Source organism: Corynebacterium sp. NPDC104732 (assembly GCF_055583565.1).
This window is the reverse complement of sequence record NZ_JBVJNS010000007.1, coordinates 32,354-55,192: the sequence shown is the minus strand read 5'-3', so window position 1 is coordinate 55,192 and position 22,839 is coordinate 32,354. Positions and strand designations below refer to the sequence as shown.

At 60.0% G+C, this 22,839-nt stretch carries 25 protein-coding genes and 1 pseudogene; 9 read left to right on the top strand and 17 right to left on the bottom strand.

Translation table 11 applies throughout. From position 1 onward, the window contains the following. Window positions 1-43: 43 nt before the first annotated feature. The 6 genes from ACZ6ZO_RS06770 to ACZ6ZO_RS06745 are packed head-to-tail and all read right to left on the bottom strand — an operon-like array spanning window position 44 to window position 5,699. A complete protein-coding gene (locus ACZ6ZO_RS06770) occupies window positions 44-655 on the bottom strand; it encodes a ComF family protein (protein ID WP_465291487.1) in 612 nt (203 codons plus the stop codon). Beyond that, window positions 652-2,373, bottom strand: coding sequence for an MtrAB system accessory lipoprotein LpqB (gene lpqB, locus ACZ6ZO_RS06765; protein WP_465291485.1), 1,722 nt, complete (start codon window positions 2,371-2,373; stop codon window positions 652-654). Before lpqB ends, ACZ6ZO_RS06770 begins: the two co-directional genes overlap by 4 nt. Window positions 2,374-2,375: 2 nt before the next feature. Beyond that, a complete protein-coding gene (gene mtrB / locus ACZ6ZO_RS06760; RefSeq protein ID WP_182386754.1) occupies window positions 2,376-3,974 on the bottom strand; it encodes an MtrAB system histidine kinase MtrB in 1,599 nt (532 codons plus the stop codon). A gap of 14 nt (window positions 3,975-3,988) precedes the next feature. Next, window positions 3,989-4,672: an MtrAB system response regulator MtrA gene (gene mtrA, locus ACZ6ZO_RS06755; RefSeq protein ID WP_182386755.1), complete on the bottom strand. Its 684-nt coding sequence runs from the start codon at window positions 4,670-4,672 to the stop codon at window positions 3,989-3,991. 41 nt (window positions 4,673-4,713) lie between these two features. After that, entirely contained in the window at window positions 4,714-5,343 is a 630-nt protein-coding gene (locus tag ACZ6ZO_RS06750; protein ID WP_465291482.1) for a dTMP kinase, read from the bottom strand. Between the two features lie 2 nt (window positions 5,344-5,345). Next, window positions 5,346-5,699 carry a DUF4259 domain-containing protein gene (locus ACZ6ZO_RS06745; RefSeq protein WP_182386757.1) on the bottom strand — a complete coding sequence of 118 codons (354 nt, stop codon included), beginning with the start codon at window positions 5,697-5,699 and terminating at the stop codon, window positions 5,346-5,348. A gap of 278 nt (window positions 5,700-5,977) precedes the next feature. Between ACZ6ZO_RS06745 and ACZ6ZO_RS06740 the strand changes: the two genes are divergently transcribed. After that, on the top strand, window positions 5,978-6,799 hold the full coding sequence (locus ACZ6ZO_RS06740) for a hypothetical protein (protein WP_465291480.1): 822 nt from the start codon (window positions 5,978-5,980) through the stop codon (window positions 6,797-6,799). A 9-nt stretch (window positions 6,800-6,808) separates the two neighbouring features. Here the strand turns inward: ACZ6ZO_RS06740 and manA are convergent, their stop codons facing one another. The 4 genes from manA to ACZ6ZO_RS06720 form a co-directional block, all read right to left on the bottom strand. Further along, window positions 6,809-7,999, bottom strand: coding sequence for a mannose-6-phosphate isomerase, class I (gene manA / locus ACZ6ZO_RS06735; protein ID WP_182386759.1), 1,191 nt, complete (start codon window positions 7,997-7,999; stop codon window positions 6,809-6,811). 10 nt (window positions 8,000-8,009) lie between these two features. Further along, a complete protein-coding gene (locus tag ACZ6ZO_RS06730; protein WP_465291478.1) occupies window positions 8,010-8,945 on the bottom strand; it encodes a hypothetical protein in 936 nt (311 codons plus the stop codon). A 15-nt stretch (window positions 8,946-8,960) separates the two neighbouring features. After that, window positions 8,961-10,352, bottom strand: a complete 1,392-nt coding sequence (locus tag ACZ6ZO_RS06725; RefSeq protein ID WP_465291477.1) for a phosphomannomutase/phosphoglucomutase — start codon at window positions 10,350-10,352, stop codon at window positions 8,961-8,963. 80 nt (window positions 10,353-10,432) lie between these two features. Continuing rightward, a complete protein-coding gene (locus ACZ6ZO_RS06720; protein ID WP_182386762.1) occupies window positions 10,433-10,819 on the bottom strand; it encodes a DUF3499 domain-containing protein in 387 nt (128 codons plus the stop codon). Between the two features lie 93 nt (window positions 10,820-10,912). Between ACZ6ZO_RS06720 and ACZ6ZO_RS06715 the strand changes: the two genes are divergently transcribed. Beyond that, window positions 10,913-11,368, top strand: coding sequence for a metallopeptidase family protein (locus tag ACZ6ZO_RS06715; protein WP_182386763.1), 456 nt, complete (start codon window positions 10,913-10,915; stop codon window positions 11,366-11,368). 9 nt (window positions 11,369-11,377) lie between these two features. Here the strand turns inward: ACZ6ZO_RS06715 and ACZ6ZO_RS06710 are convergent, their stop codons facing one another. From ACZ6ZO_RS06710 to rfbD, 4 genes are all read right to left on the bottom strand, one after another. Continuing rightward, entirely contained in the window at window positions 11,378-11,692 is a 315-nt protein-coding gene (locus ACZ6ZO_RS06710) for a WhiB family transcriptional regulator (protein ID WP_232843331.1), read from the bottom strand. Between the two features lie 350 nt (window positions 11,693-12,042). Then, window positions 12,043-13,131, bottom strand: coding sequence for a mannose-1-phosphate guanylyltransferase (gene manB / locus ACZ6ZO_RS06705; RefSeq protein ID WP_465291476.1), 1,089 nt, complete (start codon window positions 13,129-13,131; stop codon window positions 12,043-12,045). Window positions 13,132-13,147: 16 nt separating this feature from the next. Next, window positions 13,148-14,017, bottom strand: coding sequence for a glycosyltransferase family 2 protein (locus ACZ6ZO_RS06700; protein WP_465291586.1), 870 nt, complete (start codon window positions 14,015-14,017; stop codon window positions 13,148-13,150). A gap of 23 nt (window positions 14,018-14,040) precedes the next feature. Further along, window positions 14,041-14,904 carry a dTDP-4-dehydrorhamnose reductase gene (gene rfbD / locus ACZ6ZO_RS06695; RefSeq protein ID WP_465291475.1) on the bottom strand — a complete coding sequence of 288 codons (864 nt, stop codon included), beginning with the start codon at window positions 14,902-14,904 and terminating at the stop codon, window positions 14,041-14,043. Window positions 14,905-14,973: 69 nt separating this feature from the next. On the opposite strand from rfbD, the gene ACZ6ZO_RS06690 reads away from it, so the two are divergent. The 6 genes and pseudogenes from ACZ6ZO_RS06690 to ACZ6ZO_RS06665 all read left to right on the top strand — a co-directional run bounded on the left by ACZ6ZO_RS06690 (window position 14,974) and on the right by ACZ6ZO_RS06665 (window position 20,602). Next, entirely contained in the window at window positions 14,974-16,524 is a 1,551-nt protein-coding gene (locus ACZ6ZO_RS06690; protein WP_465291474.1) for an LCP family protein, read from the top strand. A 45-nt stretch (window positions 16,525-16,569) separates the two neighbouring features. Further along, window positions 16,570-17,226, top strand: a complete 657-nt coding sequence (locus tag ACZ6ZO_RS06685; RefSeq protein ID WP_182386768.1) for a TIGR03089 family protein — start codon at window positions 16,570-16,572, stop codon at window positions 17,224-17,226. Window positions 17,227-17,359: 133 nt separating this feature from the next. Further along, entirely contained in the window at window positions 17,360-18,613 is a 1,254-nt protein-coding gene (locus tag ACZ6ZO_RS06680; protein WP_465291472.1) for an ABC transporter substrate-binding protein, read from the top strand. A gap of 27 nt (window positions 18,614-18,640) precedes the next feature. Further along, window positions 18,641-19,558, top strand: a pseudogene (locus ACZ6ZO_RS06675) (carbohydrate ABC transporter permease); the annotation flags it as partial. 11 nt (window positions 19,559-19,569) lie between these two features. Then, window positions 19,570-20,391, top strand: coding sequence for a carbohydrate ABC transporter permease (locus ACZ6ZO_RS06670; RefSeq protein WP_232843332.1), 822 nt, complete (start codon window positions 19,570-19,572; stop codon window positions 20,389-20,391). A 10-nt stretch (window positions 20,392-20,401) separates the two neighbouring features. After that, entirely contained in the window at window positions 20,402-20,602 is a 201-nt protein-coding gene (locus ACZ6ZO_RS06665; protein ID WP_182386771.1) for a hypothetical protein, read from the top strand. On the opposite strand, the gene ACZ6ZO_RS06660 is transcribed toward ACZ6ZO_RS06665, so the two are convergent. Both ACZ6ZO_RS06660 and ACZ6ZO_RS06655 read right to left on the bottom strand, forming a co-directional pair. Then, window positions 20,552-20,818, bottom strand: coding sequence for a HypC/HybG/HupF family hydrogenase formation chaperone (locus tag ACZ6ZO_RS06660; RefSeq protein ID WP_182386772.1), 267 nt, complete (start codon window positions 20,816-20,818; stop codon window positions 20,552-20,554). The two genes, ACZ6ZO_RS06665 and ACZ6ZO_RS06660, sit on opposite strands and share 51 nt — an antisense overlap. Window positions 20,819-20,828: 10 nt before the next feature. Then, window positions 20,829-21,962, bottom strand: coding sequence for a nickel-dependent hydrogenase large subunit (locus tag ACZ6ZO_RS06655; RefSeq protein WP_465291469.1), 1,134 nt, complete (start codon window positions 21,960-21,962; stop codon window positions 20,829-20,831). A gap of 28 nt (window positions 21,963-21,990) precedes the next feature. Here ACZ6ZO_RS06655 and ACZ6ZO_RS06650 point away from each other — a divergent pair, with 28 nt between their 5' ends. Then, window positions 21,991-22,329: a hydrogenase maturation nickel metallochaperone HypA/HybF gene (locus ACZ6ZO_RS06650; protein WP_465291467.1), complete on the top strand. Its 339-nt coding sequence runs from the start codon at window positions 21,991-21,993 to the stop codon at window positions 22,327-22,329. Here the strand turns inward: ACZ6ZO_RS06650 and ACZ6ZO_RS06645 are convergent. Further along, window positions 22,326-22,838, bottom strand: a complete 513-nt coding sequence (locus ACZ6ZO_RS06645) for a HyaD/HybD family hydrogenase maturation endopeptidase (RefSeq protein ID WP_343159339.1) — start codon at window positions 22,836-22,838, stop codon at window positions 22,326-22,328. The two genes, ACZ6ZO_RS06650 and ACZ6ZO_RS06645, sit on opposite strands and share 4 nt — an antisense overlap. Window position 22,839 lies beyond the last annotated feature (1 nt).

Sequence of the window (22,839 nt, the reverse complement as noted above, 5' to 3'; positions counted from 1 at the left end):
TCATAACCATTGCGCCATGACCCCCTCCCAAGCGCAATCCAGGTCACGCTTGTGCCATAACCAGCGCCCCAGCCACCTGCACATTTGCGGAAAATAGCACCGCGGCAGTCGCTGCCAGGGTGGCACCAGTGGTCACAACGTCGTCGATAATGAGCACCGGGCCAGGCGGGATACGGGTCAGCACCACGTTGCCCACGAGGTTTCTGCGCCGCGTAGTCGCGCTGAGGCCCACCGATTCCTTCACCCGGTCACCATGTTGCACGCAGGGGACGGTCCGCAGCGCGGTTGCCACGCAGATGGCTGTCACGGGGTCGCCACCACGCAGCCTTGCCGACGCCGCTCTGGTCGGAGCCGGGACCAGCGTCAAACCCTGTGGATCAGGGATCTCGCCCCGCGCGCCGAGGTAGTCAATTCCGGCTGCCAATGCCGCGCCTAAAAATGGTGGCACGTCACGCCTGCCGCGTTCTTTCATCGCCAAAATCAGTTGCCGGTGCGCCCCCGCATAGGGTCCCATTGTCCAGATCGGAATGTGTGGGTCCACTGTGGTGAACACTCGGTGCGGTGGCTTGGACAGTGTGCGTCGGCACGCTTCGCACAGTGTCTGGCCTGCTGCCCCGCAGCTCGCACAGTGCTTTGGCAGCAGCAGTTCGATCATTTCGCTACGACGGGGGCCGCGCGCTGCCCCTGCAACGCCGGCACCTCACGCCAAAACGCCACGCCGGTGGTGTTCGTTGGCAGCTGCAGCAAAGCCCGCGAGTCAGTGATGTATATGGTGGAGGGGCTCGCGGAAATCGCCACTACCGGTGCGGTGACGTTGCCGGATGGCAGCGGAGTGAGCGCGGAGCCGTCGGTCTGGACTTGCCACACCGGAGTTTCAGCGGTAGATGTTCCCACGAGGAGGGAGCCATCGGGTTTCCATTCGACTGTGAGTGCAGTCCCGGCGATAGCTGGCGCGATTTCCCGCACCTTGGTGAGTTTGCGGTGGCCCGCACTCGGGCGTTCGACCGTTGCCATGTACACCCTGCCGTTGATGATGAACGCGCACCGCACACCGGTTGGAGAGAGCTGCAGCACCGAGATAAGGCCGTCGAGTCCTTCCAGTTCGGAGCTGTCGACCTCTGTTTGGGAGAGCTCGCCACTGGTCGTGGACCGGGCAACGCGAACCACTTTCTTGCCGTCGAGCACCGTCCACAATGACGTGCCCGCGATTTCGAACGTCGGGTGGGAGATAGTCTTCGACTCCAGCGCCTCGCGCGCGGCTTCTTCATCCTTCGCAACCAACAACCGCGCTTTACGGTCCTCGCCTTCCCCGGTGGACTGCACCGCGGCGACGACACCGCTGCCGGCATCGAAATCAGCGGAATCGATATTTCCGGCCTGACTAAAGCTCCCTGCGATGGGAACCGTGTGGTCCTCTTCCACTTTCATGATTTTGCCACCGGCCAGAACATACAGCGGCGACGCAGCAACCGCCGAGGCGCCAGGGTTGTAGTCTGCGACCTGCTCGATCGTGAGGTACTCCGACTCTTCAATAATCGGGGTGTCATCAATCTCGATCCGGTAAGGTCCGGGCACGCCAGCTTTGGCGAGTGTCCACACCACCTGCGCAGCAAAGCGATAGCGCCCCTCTGCGCTCAAATCACCGAAACCGGCAAAGGAATACACTCCGTCGTTAAAGCCAGAGAAGGTAGCTCCCTGGGGGACGTACGTCTTCACGCCGGGCGCGAGGACGTCCTGGGGCCCTTCTACCAGCAATGACAGCAGCGCAGTATTGAGTGAGGAATTGCCGGTGTAGACCCAGCGTCGATCCGCTACCAAGCTCGAATCCGAGGGGTCCATGAAGTAGAGGGAATACGGCTGGTAGTTATTTCGCAGCTCTGTGTGTTCCACCACCACGCCAGGCGGCAGATTGCTAATACGCCACTGCCCGTCCTGTTTTACCAGGTCAATGGTGGCTTCGTAGAGCCCATGTTCTGGCTGGTACACCCCGCCCACGCCGATGGACCCAATAACCGGACCTCGTACCGTGAAAGTCATTCCCTGAGCGCTCGCCCCAGGCTTCGAGTTGATGTCAATTCGGTCGAGCACCAGGGTCCCCGCCTGCGAGTCCCACGTTTTTGCAGCTTCCGCAGTCAGGTACTGTCGCGCAGGCTGATGTCGCTGTTTCGGTTTTACTGCCTGGCGGAAAAAGTCTCGCAACAACAAGTCAGGCGCCTGGTTCGGCTCGGGGGCTTCGTCTTCTACCCCGGAAGCAGCGGGTGCAAAAGAGCGGAGCGCTTGTGGGGTGGAGTTGCTTGGGATCGTCGTGCAGGCGGTGAGTACCACGCTGTTGAGCGCAATAACGCCGAGTACCTTACGCAGGTCCTTCTTCATGATCACTCCCCTTCCCCGTCGTGAATGCTCTTGCCTGCCAGCAGTGCTGCCACTGTACCCGGGTGTTCCAGCGGAAGCGGGGAGCTATGGTATTTTTCCTTCGCTACCAGCGGGATGGTGAGGAGGAAACGCGCTCCCACACCGATCTCGCCGGACGCCTGTAGCGTTCCGCCGTGCAGGCGGGCATCCTCAGCGGCGATTGCTAGGCCGAGGCCGGTGCCACCGGAATGCCGTTTACGGGATGGGTCGGCTCGCCAAAACCGGTTGAACACAAGCTCTTCTTGCCCTGGTTTCAGTCCGACGCCGTGGTCGGTGACCGCGATGGACACAGCTTCGTGGTTGGCCCGCAGCTGCACATCCACGGGTTTGCCTTCGCTGTGGTCGATCGCGTTGGCGAGCAGATTGCGCAGGATCCTTTCGATCCGGCGTGAATCCATGACCACGTTGACGGGCTCATCCGGTACGTCAAAATTAAGTGGCACTTCGAGCTGTTCAGACAGGTGGCGCACCTGCTGCCAGGCCGCTTGCAGCGTACCCCTGATGTCGACGCTTTCCTCGGACAGGTCCGCAACGCCGGCGTCATGCCGGGAGATCTCCAGCAGGTCCGTGAGCAAGGATTCGAAACGGTCGAGTTCGCGGATCATTAGCTCTGAGGCACGTTTGGTATAGGGGTCCAGCGAGTCCGCATTGTCCGCGATCATGTCCGCAGCCATACGCACGGTGGTTAACGGGGTGCGCAGCTCGTGTGAGACGTCAGAGGTGAATTGTCGCTGCAGGTCGCCGTATTCCTCAAGCTGGTCAATTTGCTTGGAGAGGTTTTCCGCCATTTCGTTGAAGCTGATGGCAAGGCGCGCCATTTCGTCTTCGCCTTCTACCACCATGCGCTCCCGCCGGTGACCGGAGGCGAAGCGTTGCGCAATGCGGCTGGCCGAGCGTACCGGGGCGGTGACCTGCTGAGTCAGTAGCCACGAAATGGCCACGATGAGCACCAAGAGCACCACACCACCGGCCGAGAATAGGCCTTTGATCAGTGCCAATGTCGCTTCCTCATTAGCCAGTGGCAGCACCAGGTACACCTGGAGGCCACTGACGTCGGAATCGGTTGGGGTGCCGATGACGAGGGCTTTGTACAGGTCTCCCTCGTAGTTGTTAAGCGTGGCGAACTGATAGGAGATCTGTTCTTGGGAGACGAAGTATTGGAGTCGCTCGGGGACTTGGAACCCTTCCGGCGAGGTGGTGACTGTCCCGTCGGGGTTTTCTACCACCAGCACCGCTTCAAAGCTGGAGTTAGCTCCCGAAGTTTCGCTGGAGCCGATGCTGGTCAGGGAGGCGCGCGCGGAGTTCAGGCGCGCCTGCAGGGAGTTGGAGGAGTCAGTCGAAGCAATCTGCTTTTCGACGGCCACCCGCGCCCGTTCGATTTCACTATCGGCCGTCTCTAGTTTGGAGTCGATGAGTCGCTGCGCCACGATGCTTATCAGGGTAAGACCAAGGAACAGCACGACGGCAGTGGTAGACACCAGGATGGAACCAATGACGCGGACTTGAAGCGAGGTGCGCCAGCTGTCCAGCATCCTGTCCGTGAGGTGGCGAGCAGAAATCATCAAATGTTTAGCGGTTAGTCGTTAGCACCCGTCTTGTAACCGACGCCACGGACAGTGAGGACGATGGTTGGGTTCTCCGGATCCTTTTCAATCTTGGCGCGCAGTCGCTGCACGTGGACATTCACCAGGCGGGTGTCGGACGCATGGCGGTAACCCCACACCTTCTCCAGCAGTTCCTCTCGGGTGAAGACTTGGCGAGGCTTACGAGCCATCTCAAGTAGTAGGTCGAATTCCAGCGGGGTGAGCTGGATTTCCTCGTCGCCACGGCGCACCAGGTGGCCGGGAACGTCGATGGTGAGGTCTCCGATTTCGATGATTTCACTTGGTTCTTCATCGGTGCGACGCAGCCGCGCCCGGATACGCGCAACCAGCTCTTTTGGCTTGAACGGCTTGTTCACGTAGTCATCGGCGCCGGATTCCAGCCCGAGGACCACATCGACGGTGTCAGTCTTGGCAGTCAACATGACGATGGGCACCACCGATTCCTGCCTAATAGCGCGACAGATGTCGATGCCGTTCATCCCAGGCAGCATAAGGTCAAGCAGGATAAGATCTGGCTGTTCCCGCTCAAACGTGGCCACTGCTTCCCCACCGTCCATGACGGCGACAGTATCGAAACCTTCGGCCTGCAACACGATGGTCAGCATCTCCGAGATTGCCGGATCATCGTCTACTACGAGAATCTTCGCTTTCGTCATGACTTCCTTAAACTTCACTTATCTGCGTCAATACCCGTCCATCATAGATTCTTTTGCGCGCTGATGTGCGCGATTATTCGATCTGCGAGCTGGTCAGGCGCTTCGTTGGGTTGAGCCACCAACCATGGGCTTGCCCAGGATGCGGAGGCGAGGCGTCGGTAAGCTGCGCAGGTGCGTGCTTGGAGTCCGCCATCAGACTCGTAGAGGTCCTTGGCGCGGGTTTCGTCAGCCCGCGCGCGACTTTCAGCACGCTGCGCAGCGAGCTCCACGGACGTATCAAGGAGCACCTGCAGGTCAGGGCGCGGCAGACCGAGGGTCCCAAATTCCAGGTCGGCGATCCAGTCAACGATTGTTTCGTCCTCGGTACGCGCCCAGCTGTATGCGGCGTTCGACGCAACGTAGCGGTCCAGCACGAGGATGTCGTCGGAGGTCGTTGCCGCACGCAGCTTATCGACGACCCCGTGCCGGTCCAACGCAAACAGCGTCGCCATCGCGTAAGCACTATCCGTAAGGTCTCCCATGTCACCGCGCAAGCCGCGCGCAGCGAGTTGCGCGTGGATCGATTCCTCATACCGAGGAAACGCGAGCTGCTGGGCCTTAATCTGCGCAGTGAGCGCGCGGGTCAAGGTGTTTTTACCGGCACCGTCGATGCCTTCTACACAAATGATCACGGCTAGTTGAGCGCCTCGAGGTATGCCTCTAGGTCCTCTTCAGTGTCCACTTCTTCGAGGATCTCCGCTGCACGCTCCCGCAGCAATTCCGAGCCGGAACCTGTCAGCTCCCGGATGAAGGGGTAGTTTTCTGCGATCTCTCCGGCGCTGTACGGGGCGCCTGCCCAGATAGCGGCGATGGTGGCGGCCAACAGTCCGTTGGCGGTTTCTTCGTCATTCACCGCCTTATTGCTTGCGACGAGTGCGACGGCGTCATCAATTGCTTCCACGATGTCTTCGGAATCAAGCGTGGCGATTTCGTCGAGGAAGTCAACATTGTTCTCATCCGAGAAAATCGCGATGTCCCAGGCTCCCATGATTCTCCTACCTCAATGCGACTGGATTGTCTGATCAGTATCTAGGTTTACTTGGATTGCGCGCGGTCCGCCACTAAGCCAGGTCTACCTCCACCGGATCGCCATAGCAGATCTGCTTCATATTTTTTCGGCCGAATTTTGCCTTAGACGGTTTCCATAGCTTCACAACCGTGCTAGGGTCAGCGTTGTTATCTTTTTGTTACCGATTGTGACACTGTGTAACTATTTCACTCCGGTGAGCGATACCACAGTTAAACAACTACCGAGGAGGCCAGCACGTGAAAAAACAGACCCGCGGGTTCGTCACCTTCGTAGCTGTAGGCTGCGTAGGTGCCGTCGGCGTGGGCTGGGGCGTGTGGCGCTCTGCAGCTCCAGAGGAATCCCGAGCAGCCAGCACGCCCGCCATTTCGCGCGCGGCATCCCCGTCCGCTGCTGGGTTTTCCCCTGTGACTAGCTCCCCGGATCCCACACCAGAACCCTCCTCTGAGGTGGCGAAGCTACCACCACAGCAAGCACCGTTGCTCGAGTCCGACCCATACCTCGCACCGAACGCATTTATTCCACAGCCAGGCGCTGTGGCGGTGTCGCCGACGAAGATCTACGGCCCATCCTTCACCACGGAGTTCCAGCAGGCACCTGCTGACATGTCGACCCATACGACGGAAACAGAGCACTCCGAAACGGTAACCACCCCTGAGTCCGAAGTCACCGTACAGCCTTCTCCTACTGCGCCAACAGAAGAACCGACCACTACGCCTCCTGCCGCTGGTGAGGAAACCACAACGGAGCAGACCCAGCCCCCAATCACCGCTGAGGTCCCTCCCCTGAGTTCGCCGCAAAACAGCCCAGAGCTGTCTTCTGCTGAACAATCCTCGCTTTCCGCGCTGGCGTCAGAGTCCCCCGTACAGACGGTTCCAACATCCGTGGTCTCTGAGCCGACCCCTATTCAGCCGATGACCGCCCCTGCTGCAGTGCAGCCACAGCTCTTCTCCGTACCGGCTGCGCCAACCTCAGCTACTCCGAGCGACGCCACTGAGCCAACGACGGCAGCAGCACATTCCGCACAACCGGCTGAACCGACCGCCGCTACCACACGGTAGTGGTGCCCGCTAAACCGTCGCGATAAAAACAGTGGCTCCAGTTGGCTGCAACGTCACTGTTCCGTCTGTGGCCGGCACCCACGCCGCAGTCCCCGCGGGGACAGTGAGCTGCTGATCGTCGCATGTCAGCTCGGCAGTCCCATCGGTAACGAGGACAATCACCGGACCGTCGTGTTCGACCGGCACCGCTGATCCCAGGACACACTGGCGCAGCGTGAACTCGTCGATCGGCGTGGGAAAGTGAAGACAATCCCCGTTTCGCTCCGGAATCACACGTGGATCGGCAAGGGATTCGAAGCGCAGTACGCGCACCAGCTCCGGCACGTCGACATGCTTGGACGTTAGGCCACCACGCAGCACATTGTCTGAGTTGGCCATAATTTCCACGCCCAGACCACTGACGTATGCGTGGAGCTCACCGGCGTCGAGGTACAGTCCCTCCCCCGGTTGCAAGGTGAACTTGTTGAGCAGCAACGCTCCCAGCACGCCGACATCGTTTGGGTAGCGGTTATGCAGCTCCACCACGTTGGACAGTTCTTCCCGCATCCAGTCGGGGAGCTGCGGATCAGCAAGCTGCTGTGCGGCTGAAGCCACGATGTCATCGATCAGCGTGGAACGGCTACCCCCAGGAATAGTGATCCAGGTGGTGAACAGGACCCGAAGATCTGCAGCTTCCCGCTCTGGGGAGCGATCCAGCATCGCCAGGTAGCGTTCCACTTCGGTACTGCCGAGCCGGTCAAAGAGTTCAAGGGTCTTCGCTAGTGGTCGGAACCCCGCCATGGCCTCGAACTCAGTCAAAGCGACGATCAGTTCCGGCTTGTGATTGGCGTCTTTGTAATTGCGGTTATCCGCAGCCAGGTCGATTCCCAGGGCGTTTTCCCGCTGGAACCCGTCTGCCGCTTGTTCCGGCGTGGGGTGAGCTTGCAGGGAAAGGGGTTCGGCAGCTGCAAGGATTTTCAGCAAAAACGGTAGTTCATCGCCGAAGCGCGCCCGCACGCGTTCGCCGAGTTGCCCAGCAGGATCGGCAGCTATGACGTCGACAAGTGCAGCGTCGCCAACGGTTGCGGAACCACCGGGGTGTGCTCCGAACCAGAGTTCCGCCTCTGGTCGGTCCGAGGCTTCCTGGTCACCACGCAGCTGAGCGATCAACTCGCGCGATCCCCACGGGTAATGCCTCAACTTACCCGTCAGTAGTTCCATCTACAGCTCCTTACATCACTGTGGCGGCCAGGCCTCTCACCATCAACCTCAGCACATTGTCCAGTGCTAGGTCGTCTCCGCCACTGCTTTGTGCAATGGCCCGCGGAAGATGAGTGTCCTGCGCCGCCCACACAACGATCCTTAAGGGTAGCACCGGGGCCACATCATCTTCGAACGGATCGTAGAAAATGTCGCTGGCATTTTCATTAAAATCTGGTAACGCTGCCCCCAATTCGGTCGCTTCCAGTGCTCCGCACACCAGACCTTTGCTTACCCACCAGGTAGCTATCAGGCGGGCCAGCGCAGTGGGAATCTCCCCATAGCCGATGTGTACCACGCGGTCCTCCCCCGCAAACTCCCTGATCTTGCGGGACTCGTTTACCAGCGCATCGCGTTCCGGGGTCACCGCCAACAGTTCCTCATCAACTGCTTGCGCCACCAGTTCCAACTGTTCACGCACTGCTTGATCTGGTGCAGTAAGGCCTCCCCCCAATGCCACCATCGCAGCGATCACACATGCGGGCGATCCACCGGCGGCATTCGGCGGCACCGGAATCACGTAGGTATCCGAGGGGGCTTCCTCCCGCAATGGGCCCTGTGGCGGCGCAATGAGGTAAGTAGGACAGGCGCGTCGTGACGCCTCATGCAGGCAGCGCTCCTGCGCCGGCGCGCTTTTCGACGACGCCAGCAGCACCGCATCAAGGGGTCCAGCAAATCGGGGCAGCTGTCCAACAATCGTGATCGGTACCGGCAGGGGCGCGAGCACCGCCACTGCCAGCTCCGCCGCTGCACGGCTGATGTCGTCTGCAGCGATGACGATGAGGCTGCGAGGTTGCAGTTCTCGCAGCTGCGCCACCTGGCCGTCGTCAAGCAGGGCGCTGGCTGCTCGTACGAACGCGCCCTCGTGCGCAATATCAAAAAACTGAACTGCCTCGCGATCGTACATGGCTGCCTCCTTTTATCAGGCTCGGATCACACTGAGGACTTCCGCAGTGAGAGCGTCTACTTCTTCCCGAGTCGGGGCTTCCGCGTTCAGGCGCAGTAGCGGCTCAGTGTTCGATGCGCGCACATTAAACCACGCCTTTGTCCCCTTGAGCTCCACGCTGACGCCGTCGAGCGTGTCCACCGATTCGATATGATCAGCGAAATGATCCAGAACAGCCTGGGTGCGTTCCTGCTGCGCCTCCTTCGACGCTAGCTGGGAGTTAATCTCCCCGGATGCCTCGTAGCGGTTGTACTGCGCCATCATCTCGCTGAGTGGCTTTTCTTGGGTACCCAACGCAGCAAGCACGTGCATCGCCGCGAGCATGCCAGAGTCCGCGTTGAAGAATTCAGTGAAGTAGTAATGCGCCGAGTGCTCGCCACCGAAGACAGCAGCTTCATCGGCCATGGTCTTTTTAATGAAGGAGTGCCCCACGCGGGTACGCACCGCGGTACCGCCATTTTCCGCAATAATCTCCGGAACGGCCTTCGAGGTAATCAGATTGTGGATGATGGTCGCCCCCGGCTGCTGCGCCAGATAGCGCTCCGCAACAATAGCGCAGATAGCGGAAGGGCTCACTGGCTGACCTAGCTCATCAATCACGAAGCACCGGTCCGCGTCTCCGTCGAATGCCAACCCAATATCAGCCTTAGTGTCCAGCACGAACTTCTGCAGGTCCACCAGGTTCTTCGGATCGAGTGGGTTAGCCTCATGGTTCGGGAAGGAACCGTCCAGCTCAAAGTACAGCGGCTCAATATCCAGCGGCAGACCGCTGAGCACCGCAGGGACAGTGTGGCCGCCCATGCCATTGGCTGCGTCGACGGCTACTTTCAGTGGCCGAATACCGGACAGGTCAACCAGGTCACGCAGAAACTCGCCGTAGCCTTCCAAGCAGTCCTCGTGGCTTAGCGTGCCAGGTTCACCGTCATAGCCAGGGACTCCGGCGACCAGGTCGTCGATAATGGTGCGCAAACCGGATTCCTGCCCCACCGGACGTGCCCCGCCACGGCAGAGCTTGATGCCGTTGTATGCGGCCGGGTTGTGGGACGCGGTGAACATCGCACCTGGGCAGTTTTTCACGCCGGAGGCGTAGTACAGCTGGTCGGTGGAGGTCAGGCCAAGCATCGTTACGGATACTCCCTGTTCCATGACGCCCTCAGTGAACGCTGTGGCCAGTTCCGGCCCCGATGCTCGCATGTCGTGTCCGATGACAATGCGGCTTTCGTTTTCGCTACGCATCAAGCGACCGAAGGCGGCACCGGTGTCGCGCATAAAATCGGCGTCAATTCTTTCGCCGACAATCCCGCGTACGTCGTAAGCTTTGATGACAGCTTCGACATCGTCGCGGTTGCGAGGTGCAGCAGTGCGCATATGGATACTCCTAGGTGAGGGAAACGGACCAGCGCGTGACACTACTCGCCCGGCCCGAAAGTTGCTTACCCCATCCTAGATCAATCGTCGCTTTCGACGACATACAGGTGCGCACGCCTGCGTCCTTTTTCCACCTGTTTCCGCTGGGAGCGGTGGATAGGGTGATTATGGGTCGGGTTGTCCATCACCAGCCCGGATGACTGCCGACCAGCTTCCCGCACGGCTTCCGCCAGCGCCGTGAGGTCGTCGTCATCTTCGTCCGTCGGGATACCCGTCACGCGAAGCATCTCCCACCCGAGCGGGGCGGTGATTTTGGCAGCATGCTCTTCGCACAGGTCCCAACTGTGCGGTTCTGCTGCTGGTGCGAGGGGTCCGATGACGGCGGTAGATTCTGCGTACGCATACGTCAGGGTAGCCACCGCGGGCTTGCCACATCCTGGGCGACTGCAACGACGAAAATTACTCACCTGACAAAGTCTAGACCTTTAGTTCACACTTTGGAAGTGGTCGGTCGGCGCGCCTGCCCCAAATTCCCACCTCAATGCCCCTAAATTATCCTCATGGACGTAAAAGCTGCGCGTAATCGACATGGCCGAGGTGCCCGCGGGCCACTGCTGCCTCAGGCCACCCCGAGGCACCGCACACGCTCGCAGCTTTTCGACGCCGCTGTGCTCGAAGCCTATGCCCCCATCGCGAACGCGTACCCCGAGGAGCTCGCGACGCTCGACATTGCAGTGGATATGATCCCGCGGATGCGCCTCAATCCGGATGCCGATTTCTTCACCGATGAGGTGGTCGCCGATGGTCCCGTCCCACTGGGTCGCGTGATTCCTGCTGGCATTGATCGGTTTGGAAAGGCAACTCGCCCTCGCGTGGTGGTGTTTCGGAAGCCTATTGAAGCTCGGTATGAAACAGCAGAAGAGCGCCGGGAGATCCTCCGCATGGTTCTCACGACGCTGGTTGCCTATCACTTGGGCATTGATCCCGATGAGATCGACCCTGGGGCGCGGTGGTAGCCGCTAAAGCTAGCCGATTTGCTTCTTGAGGCGACGGCGCTCACGCTCAGAAAGGCCACCCCAAATACCGAATCGCTCATCGTGTTCTAGGGCAAACTCCAGGCATTCATCGCGGACACCACAGGCCTGACAGATGCGTTTGGCTTCACGAGTGGAACCACCCTTTTCCGGGAAAAAGGCTTCTGGGTCTGTCTGAGCACAGAGGGCTTGATCTTGCCACTCTTGCTCCACAGCACCAAAGAGTGCGTCAAAGGTTAGGTCAGAGCCGGTATCCAACCCGGAATTCACCCCGCGGGAAGTTGCGCCATCCGCCACAAATTCCATCGACGCTCCTCCTTCTTCCGTAGGTGTTCTCGTAGGTGTTCTCACTGAAAAGTTTTCTAAATTCGTATTGTCGCCATGTCCCGCCGGTGAGACACAGCCATGTGACTTACACAAATGTGATTACACACCGATCACTAGATATCGTCAACCTCGCAAGCCCTTTTCCGGAAAGTTTTGAGCATTTTCCCAAGAAGTCAGTCACAGAAGTAACAGGATTAACACAACCGCTAAAGCGGGGGTTATGGCCGGGGGTACTATATGTAGTGGTGCCCGCGGCTAGGAAAAACAACTCTCGACTACTTTCGGCGTGTCGCTGCGAAGATACTTGACTTTTATAACGCAGCAGTGAGTTAGGCGTCGGAGGAGAAACGAACCCCGTTATCCGGGATCACCACTCCGGGCCATACCCGCATACCACCCTTGAGCTCACAACGCGCGCCAATCTGAGCGCCATCACCAATCACGCAGTCAGAGATCCGGGCATTAGCACCGATAGTGACTCCAGCGCCGATAATTGAGTTTTCAATAATTGCGCCCGGTTCAATCGTGACACCGTCGAAGACGACGGTTCCGTCGAGGCGAACTCCAGCACCGATTTCGGAGCCACGCCCCACTACTGTGCCTCCGAGCAGCCACGCCCCATCGCTGACCCCAGCGGTGTCATCCACGAGCCCCTCGCCAGTGCGGCCTTCCAGCAACGGCGACGGAGCAATGCCACGAACCAGGTCGGAGGACCCGCGCACGAAATCATCCGGGGTTCCCATGTCACGCCAATAAGACTGATCCACGTAACCGAACACCCGGCGTCCCTCCTCCAGGAGCCGCGGGAACGTCTCCCGCTCGACCGAGACTGCACGGCCAGCCGGGATAGTTTCGATCAATTCCCGCTTGAATACGTAAATACCTGCATTGATCTGATCCGTTGGTGGGTCCTCGGTCTTTTCCAAGAAGGCTGAGACCCGACCTTCGGCGTCGGTAGGCACGCAGCCGAAGGCGCGAGGGTCAGGCACCCGCACGAGGTGCATGGTCAGATCCGCTTGCTTCGTTTCGTGGGTTTCCAGCACCTTGGTCAAGTCCGTGCCACCCAGCACATCCCCGTTAAACACCATGACGGTGTCATGGCGCAGCTTGTCGTACACGTTGCGGATGCCACCACCAGTGCCGAGGGCTTCCTCCTCCACCACGTACTCAATTTCCAGGCCCATGTCCGAGCCATCGCCAAAGTACTGCTCGAACACTTCCGCCTTGTACGAGGTGCCCATGACCACGTGGGTGATGCCAGCTGCCTTGATGCGGGCCAGCAGGTGCGTCAGAAACGGCACGCCTGCAGTGGGCAGCATCGGCTTTGGGGTAGACAGCGTGAGCGGGCGCAATCGAGTGCCTTTGCCCCCGACGAGGATCACTGCGTCGGTGGCATTAGCCAGTGATTGAGTAGTCATAAGTTCCTATTATCCCCTACTTCTGGCGCTTTGCCTTAGCGCACGCCACCGCGATCTCGCTGCGAAGCTTTAAACCTAGCCACAGTAGCGCCCGCACCGGAGCTTGCACTGCTCCCTGATGGCGGTCTGCTTGAAACTTATACGCACTCCGGTGGTGCGCCGGAAGCATGAGCTCCGGGCGGGTGCCCGCCACATGCCCCTTGCTGTGCTGGATCCGGGAGGTTGGGCAGAACACATTGCGCCATCCCGCCTTGCCCAGGCGGTCGCCCAGATCAACATCTTCCATATACATGAAGTAGCCCTCGTCAAAGCCACCGATCTGTTCAAAGGCATCCCAGCGCACCAAAAGGCAGGATCCAGACAGCCACCCGGCGTCACGCTCCCGAGACATATCTTTATCGTCACGGTAGGCCTGAGACCAAGGGTTGTTCGGCCAGACGGCGGAGAATAAAGCATGTCCGATGCCATTGGACAATGTTGGCACAGCGCGGGCAGATGGGTATGCAGAGCCGTCCGCTTCCCGGATGTATGGCCCCACTGCCCCGGCGCGCGGATTACGACGAGCGCAGTCCAGCATCTGATCAATCGCCCCAGCATCAAACACCACGTCGGGGTTGGAGATCACGAAGAACTCGGAGTTGATCTCGCCCTTTTCCCGCCGGTCACGGAGGGACTTGGCGGCGATATTAATGGCGGTTCCGTAGCCGACATTGCCACCGGTGGGGAGGAACTCGGCATAGTCATAGGTGTGCGCCGCACGTTCCGGAGCACCGTCAGTGGAACCGTTGTCTGCCATGATCACCACGCCAGGCAGTTTCGTGGCGCCAGGCACAGAATCCAGGAAATCAGTCAGGTACTTTCCCGGAGAGTACGTCACGGTAATGATTGCAATTGGGGCATTCACAGTTGTCACAGCTTAGTGGACACAGCGGCACGGACTGCTGTGCGCCACTCCGGAAACGCAGGTAAATCCGCATCGTGCCAGGTGGAAGTATCGAGGACGGACCATTCCGGGCGGGCCGCGGGGCGGGGAAATTCCGCTGTCGTGCACGGCTGGACGCGTTCTGGGTCGGCGCCACAGGCCTCAAACGTTTCCCTGGCGACCTCGAACCAGGTGGTCGGGCTGTCGCTCGCTCCGTGAAAGGTGCCACTGAGCCGTCGATAAGCAAGTGCCCACAGCCCGGTGGCGAGGTCGCGGGCGCACGTCGGGTTTCCCCACTGGTCGTTAACCACCTTGGGGTTAACGCCTTCCCGAGCGAGGCGCAGCATCGTGGAGACGAAGTCGGGGTGGGGTTGCAGATCTCCGGTAAAAAGCCAGGCAGTGCGCACGATGGCGGCATCGGGGTGAGCATCGAGCACGGCACGTTCGCCAGCGAGCTTGCTGGCACCGTAGACGGTATTGGGGTGCTTGGGGTCGTCGATCTGCAGCGGGCGACGTGGGACGCCGGCGCCGAACACATAGTCGGTGCTGATGTGCACGAAGTGCGCCCCCACCTCGCGGGCTGCGGCGGCAAGCAGCTCCGGGGCCCTCGCGTTCACTGCGTAGGCGACTTCTTCCTCTGTTTCCGCGGCGTCGACGGCGGTGTAGGAACTGGTGTTGATCACCACGTCGGCATCCGCAAACCGGGTGGTGAGCGATGTGAGATCTGACTCAGTGAGAGTGGCCAGGTCATAGTCGGCACGGGAAAGTCCCAGAACATGTGCCCCGGTGGGCGCGAGGTGTGTCATTGCACTGCCGAGTTGGCCCCGGCTTCCCACTACCACTGCTCTCATTGCCCTAAACTCCTTTGACGACTATTCTTTCCTCTCTAAATTACTCATCAACGTCCAGTGGAGCCTCGCGTGACTCATTCCCCCCGCCACAGCCGCGATATTCAGGCCGCGCCAATCGCCAAGCCACAGCTGGCGCAGTCCGGTTCGACGCCTGTGAAGGTCTTGTTGGCGCTGCTCTCAGCCGCGGTGCTGATTGTTTCCGGTACGGGATATTCACTGGTCGGTTCGCTGGGGCGCGATGTTGCCTCCGCCGGCGGGCTCAGCCTCGGCAATGGCGGCAAAGGTATTAAGGAAGCCAAGGACGGCGCGACAGACATCCTGCTCGTCGGCTCCGACTCCCGTACCGACGCCCAGGGCAACGCTCTGTCTCCTGATGAGATCGCCATGCTGCGCGCCGGCGATGAGGAAAACGACAACACCGACACCATCATGGTGATCCGCGTACCTAACGACGGCTCCTCCGCCACCGCCATCTCCATCCCCCGCGATACCTACATCCACGACTCTCAGCTGGGCAACACCAAAATCAACGGCGTCTACCGCGGTTACAAATCCGCCAAGTATTCCGAGCTGACCAGCGCCGGCGTGAGCGACGAGAAGAAGCTGGAGGAGGAGTCGAAGGACGCCGGACGCAAGGGGCTTATCGACGCCGTGGCCAAGCTCTCCGGAATCACCGTCGATCACTACGCCGAAATTGGCTTGCTGGGCTTCGTGCTGTTTACCGACGCCGTCGGCGGAGTTCAGGTGTGTCTGAATGAAGATACCCAGGACGAGTTCTCCGGCGCGAACTTCACCAAGGGTGTGCAGACGCTCCAGGGCCCTGACGCGCTGTCTTTCGTCCGGCAGCGCCACGGACTGCCCCGTGGCGACCTCGACCGCATCGTGCGCCAGCAAGCCTTCATGGCGTCCTTGGTCAACCAGGCCCTGACCACCGGAACGCTGACCAACCCGGCTAAGCTCGCCAGCTTGTCCGCTGCGGTTCGTCGCTCCGTGGTGATCGACGAAGACTGGGATGTCATGAGCTTTGCTACCCAGCTGCAGAACCTCGCCGGAGGCCGCGTGCGGTTCGAAACCATCCCGGTGACCTCCATCGATGGCGTGGGCGACTACGGCGAGTCTGTGGTCACCATTGATACCGCCCAGGTGCACAGTTTCTTCGACGAACTGCTCGGAAATGGCACCACCAGCACGGAGACGTCAACGGATGCTTCCAAGTCCAGCTCGCTTCATATCCTCAACGCCACCACTCAGGCAGGCCTCGCCTCCCAAGTAGCAGGGGCGATGAAGAATGCCGGATACAACATTGCCGAGGTCGGCAACGCTCCGACGGGCATGTACAACAACACCCAGGTCGTGGCTGCGGATCCTGAGTCCCCCGAGGCGGCCTCCTTGGCCAAAGAACTAGGTGGCGTGCCGGTCACGGCTTCTACGTCGCTCGATGCGTCGTCACTGGTCGTCGTTATTGGCGCGGACTACACCGGTCCGAAATCCGACGAACCGTTGGAGACCGAAACCTCGACCTCCCAAACCGTCGGTCAACCAGGCACAGATTTCGGGTCCGACGTAGAAGTGGCGCCGTCAATCGACGCAGGTGGCAACGGCCCACGCTGCGTGAACTAAGACTTCAGGCGACGGTCCCGAGGAAAACTCTCTACGCTGGGAGCCATGCAACTCCTCCGCACCATCTTGGACGCAGACCCCGCTGCCCCTCGCCTGACGTTTTATAACGAATCCACGGGTTCCCGCCTCGATTTCTCCGCCGTCACCTTGGATAACTGGGCTGCGAAGGTCGGCAACATGTTGTTGGAGGAGTTCGATCTGGAACCTGGGGCAAGTATCGCCATCGATCTGCCGCCCTGCTGGCAGGCTGCGGTCATTTCGCTCGGCGCATTGGCGGCGGGCGTGACCGTTCATTTCACCGACGCCCCCGCAGATGTCTTGTTTTGTGGCCTCGACCGAGAAAACTTCACGGACTACTCCGACGTCGCGGTTGTCACCGATGATCCTTTCGGCCGTGGTGTTGCGGAGATCGGCGCGGCGCTTCCTGACGGAACTGTCGACTTCGGCCCAACGGTTCGTTTCTACGGAGATCAGTTTTTCCCAGACACCCCCGCCCTCGCCGACTGTCTTCCCGAACACGCCCCGACTTTTTCTGCTGGGGAAAGGGTCCTGTCCACTGGTTGGGAGGACTGGGATAGCTTCGTCGCTGCCGCACTGGCTCCCCTGGCACACGGGGGTAGCGCTGTGATTGTTACCGGCCCTGTGTCCACTGAACGGTTAGAGAAAATTGCCACGACAGAGCGTGTAACCAAGCGCGGATAACACGTGCGCGCACTCCCACTTTCGTGGTAGCCGTTTCGAAGAAAGCACAATATTTTGCTGTAAAACATGTGGGAAACACTCCACTTAAGGCTACATTTGATTGTGATACTCCACCGAGAAAGGTTATAACCGCATGAATATCACTCGTCGCACCGCCGCGGTGCTTGCTGTTGCTGGTATCACTTCGGCACTGGTGACCGGCTGTTCTTCCGCTGATGACAAGGCCGGGTCCAACTCTGAGTCCAACACCGCTCGTGGCCCTATCACCTTCGCAATGGGCAAGAATGATACTGACAAGATCAAGCCTGTGATCGAAAAGTGGAATGCCGAGCACCCTGACGAAAAGGTTGAGCTGAAAGAGCTGGCTGGTGAAGCCGACGCACAGCGCGATACCTTGGTGCAGTCTCTGCAGGCAGGTAACTCTGACTACGACGTCATGGCTCTGGACGTCATCTGGACCGCAGACTTCGCAGCAAACCAGTGGCTCGCTCCACTGGAGGGCGACCTGAAGGTTGACACCTCTAAGCTGCTCGAGTCCACCGTCGAGTCCGCTACCTACAACAAGAAGCTGTACGCGGTGCCACAGAACACCAACGGCCAGTTGCTCTTCCGTAACACCGAACTCGCCCCAGAAGCACCAAAGACCTTCGACGATCTGAAGAAGGCCTGCGAACAGGTCAAGGAGCAGGACTGCCTGACCCTGCAGCTCAAGCAGTACGAAGGACTAACCGTGAACACCGTTGGCTTCATGGAAGGCTGGGGCGGCAAGGTCCTCAAGGACGACGGCAAGACCCCAGCAGTAGATTCCGCTGAGTCCAAGGCCGGTCTGCAGGCGCTTGTCGACGCCTACGCCGACGGCACCATCTCCAAGTCTTCCATCTCCGCCACCGAGGAAGAGACGAACCTGGCCTTCACCGAAGGCAAGACCGCGTTCGCTATCAACTGGCCTTACATGTTCTCCAACTCCCAGGAGTCTGAGGTGAACGGCAAGTTTGAGGTCCAGCCACTCGTCGGCAAGGACGGCGTGGGCGTATCCACCCTCGGCGGCTACAACAACGGCATCAACATCAACTCCAAGCACAAGGCAACCGCCCGTGACTTCATCGAGTTCGTGATCAACGAGGAAAACCAGAAGTCCTTCGCGGACAACTCCTTCCCACCAGTGCTGGCCTCCATCTACGATGACGCTGCCCTGGTAGAAAAGTACCCGTACCTGCCAGCACTGAAGCAGTCTCTGGAAAACGCATCTCCACGTCCGGTATCCCCGTTCTACCCTGCTATTTCCAAGGCCATCCAGGACAACTCCTATGCTGCACTGACGGCAGGTAAGAGCGTCGACGATGCTACCAAGGACATGAAGGCCGCTATCGAGAACGCCGCTAAGTAACCACTGGCTCCTGGAAGGACAACTCATATGAAGCACAAATCAGCGTATGCGCTGATTGCTCCGGCACTCACCGTGCTCGCGGTGGTGATCGGCTACCCGATTCTCCGCGCGATATGGCTTTCCTTCCAGGCAGACAAGCACCTTGACCCGGACACAGGTGTGTTCGTGCAAGGTGGCTTCGCTGGGCTGCAGCACTACATGTATTGGCTCACCCAGCGATGCATGACATCGTCCGGTGAGATTGGCACCTGTCCCCCAGGTGTCATCTCCACCGACTTTTGGCCGGCGGTGCGGATCACACTTTTCTTCGCAGTGGTCACAGTGTTGCTAGAAACCGTCCTGGGGACGTGGATGGCAATCGTGATGAACCGCGAGTTCAAGGGGCGTGGCCTGCTGCGCGCCGCTGTGCTGATTCCGTGGGCGATCCCGACCGCGGTGACGGCAAAGCTGTGGCAGTTTATTTTCGCTGATCACGGCATTGCTAATTCGCTGCTGGGCACCTCGGTCGGATGGACTACGGATCCGTGGGCGGCGCGGTTCGCCGTCATCATCGCGGATGTGTGGAAGACGACGCCGTTCATGGCGCTGTTGATTCTGGCTGGTCTGCAGATGATCTCAAAGGATGTGTACGAGGCAGCCAAGGTGGACGGCGCCAACGCATGGCAGATTTTCACCAAGATCACCCTGCCACTGATTAAACCGGCGCTGATGGTGGCGGTGCTGTTCCGTACCCTGGACGCCCTGCGCATGTACGACCTGCCAGTGATTTTGATTTCCTCGTCCTCCAACTCCCCTACCGCGACGATCTCGCAGTTGGTTGTGGAGGATATGCGCCAGGGTCACTTCAACTCGGCGTCGGCACTGTCGACCCTGATCTTCCTGCTCATTTTCTTCGTCGCCTTCGTGATGATCCGATTCCTCGGCGCTGATGTGTCGACCAAGGAGGGCAAGTAGCCGTGAAAACTGCACGTAACTACCTGGAAGTAGTCCTCATTTTGGTGTGGGGATTGGCGCCGTTTTATTGGATGGTGGTCACAGCGTTTCGCGATAAGCGCTACACCTTCGACACCACCCCATGGCCAACCCACGTCACGCTGAACAATTTCAAGGAAGCGCTCGCGACGGACAAGGGCAATGATTTCCTGGGCGCGATCGGTAATTCCTTGCTTGTCGGCTTTGTTACCACGCTGTTGGCAGTGGCAGTAGGTGTGTTTACTGCATATGCATTGGCCCGCCTGGAGTTTAAGGGCAAGGGGTTTGTCACGGGCATTGTGTTGGCGGCGTCTATGTTCCCGGGCATTGCGCTGGTGACTCCGTTGTTCCAGCTGTTCGGCAACTTGGAGTGGATCGGTACGTATCGCGCGCTGATCATTCCGAATATTTCCTTCGCCCTGCCGCTGACGATCTACACGTTGGTGAGTTTCTTCCGCCAGCTGCCGTGGGAGTTGGAGGAAGCGGCCCGCGTGGACGGTGCGACGCGCGGCCAGGCTTTCCGTCTGGTGCTGCTGCCTCTTGCAGCGCCGGCGCTCTTTACGACGGCCATCCTCGCGTTCATCGCCACGTGGAACGAATTCATGATCGCCCAACAGCTGTCTACCAATGCAACGGAGCCGGTAACGGTGGCTATTGCCCGTTTCTCGGGCCCGAACTCCTTCGAGTACCCTTATGCCTCAATCATGGCCGCTGGTGCGCTGGTGACCATCCCGCTGGTGATTATGGTGCTGATTTTCCAGCGCCGTATTGTTGCGGGCCTGACCGCTGGTGGCGTGAAGGCCTAAGCTGTACGTCATGAGCGACGACCGAAAGAACGACACCCGCGAGCAACTGCGCCATCAGGCACTCGTGGGTTTCTTGAGCTTTTTGGCCTTCATGTCAGTGATCCAGGCTGCGATCAACGTGGTGCAGCCCGAACCGCAAATGTGGCCGGCGGTGCTGGCGCTAGTGTTGGTGATTACTACCGTCGTTGTCTGGCGTCGTGGCCGGAAGTAGGTGGTGCTCCTGGATCGCTTCCAGGGAAGCGAGGGCGTCTTCTTCGGAAAGCACGCTCATGGCAAAGCCATTTTGGATGAGCACATAGTCCCCCACCTGCGCCTCGGGTACATACGCGGTACAGCATTGCCGGATCTGCCCCGCAACATCGATGGTGGCGGTAGGCATGAGGCCCAGCTCCAGGTGGGTGATCTTAGCCGGAATACCTAGACACATAGCTTCTATCCTAATCCTGTTCAGCGACGGTGATGCCCATCGCTCCTTCCGGTGCTTGGGTGATCGGCAGGCACGGGTCGGCTGTGCGGATGGACTGTTCCAGGGGCCGCTCCGCAATAAGGGACTCTTGCAACATTTGGGCCAGCCACCATTCGTTTTGTGCAGTGGGAGTGAGGATTTGGCACTCGGTCACCCGTCCTTGTTCATCCGCCACATAGCGGTGAACCAGCAAGCCGCGGGGCCCTTCGGCCAGGCCCACCCCAACACCTGCGCGCAGTCTGCCCTCTGCGCGGATGTCACCGGCGCACGTGGCAGGGTGAACCACGATCTGCTCAATCTCGTGAACGACGCGCAGCAGCATCGCTTTGAGAGCACTGTGCGGGCCGAGCCCCTGACCAAGTACATGCGCCTGGGCCACCGGCCCCACTCGGTAACGCCGACCGGCAAGCTCGGGCCGGGGCGCTGGCTGACCAGGATTGGTCTCCACCACAGCAGCGGCGAATTCCGCGGCGGTAAATCGCTGTCCTTCGCTGGTGGCAACGATGTCGCCGAGGGCCGCGAGATTCTCCCCGGATATCAGTGCCAGACTGATACCCGTGAAGGTGTCCTCCCAGTCGGGGTCTTCGGGAAGGGTGCCTATGGCGTCGATAAGCGCGGGCAGCGTGGCGCGCGTTTCTGCACAGAGCTGCGTGTCGGCGGGGGCGCGCACTCCTCCTGGCACGGCAACATCGGGGAAATGCCCGGCGCACCCCGCTGCGGACATCGCGAGTTTGCCGGCCTTCTTCAGCGACACCGCGAGGTCCCGGTGCGTAGCGAACAGCTTCGGCGCAACGGCATCCAAAATGGAGCCACAATTAAGCAGGTCACGGACGAGCCGGGCGGTCTCCGGCACGTCGGCACCGTACAACGCATCGAGCGCGCGAACACCAGCGAGGTGGTGTGTCACCGGGCAAATGCCGCACAGGCGCTTCACGACGTCCGGAACGGTGTCAACCGGTTTGCCCACCAGCATCGGGTCCAATCGTGGCAGGCCAGTGAGGTCAAACCGCGCGTCAACGATGGCACCCGAGTCATCCTTTTGGTACACCACGCGAGCTTCGAAAGGATCGACAAAGTGGTCGAGCTGTAATGTCGTTGTGCTCAAGAGCTCACTCCTAGCAATAATGGAACTTATGCATGAACTTGGTATTTTGACGGGCGTTGTCTCCACCGTAACCGAGGCTGCTGCGGGGCGTGAGATCCGGACCGTCGGTCTGCGAGTGGGGATGCGAAGCGGGGTGATCGAGGAGGCGCTACACTCCTCATGGCCCATCGCGATCGCCGGCACCGCCTGCGCCGATGCCACGCTGCAGATTGAGATGATTCCTGCGACCGTATATTGCCCAGCATGCGAAACGGAGCAACCGATTGACGAATTTTTCGCCCTCACCTGCCCCGTCTGTGGCACCCCGACCGCCGATTTACGGCACGGCCGGGAGTTTGAAGTCGCGTTCGTGGATGTGGAAACCTAACCGAGCCACTCCTGTACCTGGGCGCGCGCGGCCGCCACGGCCTCGGGGATCGCGGCCTTGACTTCGGGGGTCATCCCTACGTTCAGGTCGGTGTCCTGCACCACGATGCCCACCACACCAACGCGTTCCGGCTCCCTGCCGAGAAGTCGCGCAGCAGACAACAGATCCAGCAGCCCCACCTGGTGGGGAGACAACTTCGAGTTGAGCAGCCGAGGAATCTGATCCCCCACCAACGTCACCACTGATCCGGGGGCGCCAGGTCCAGCGAGGGCGTCCAGGATTAGCAGGTCCTGGGCGTCTTGAATCAGGGGCAGCAGTTCCATGCCAGAGGTGCCGCCGTCGATGTACTCGACGTCGTCGTCAACGGGGCTGCTTGGGGCTTGGTGCCGGGAGGGGACCCAGGCCAACTCGTCGTCGGACCCGCCCTGCAGACGACGCAGAATAGCCAGGCCCACTGCGTCGTCTGTCATGATCGGGTTGCCGATGCCGATGACGGTCACTTTCGCCACG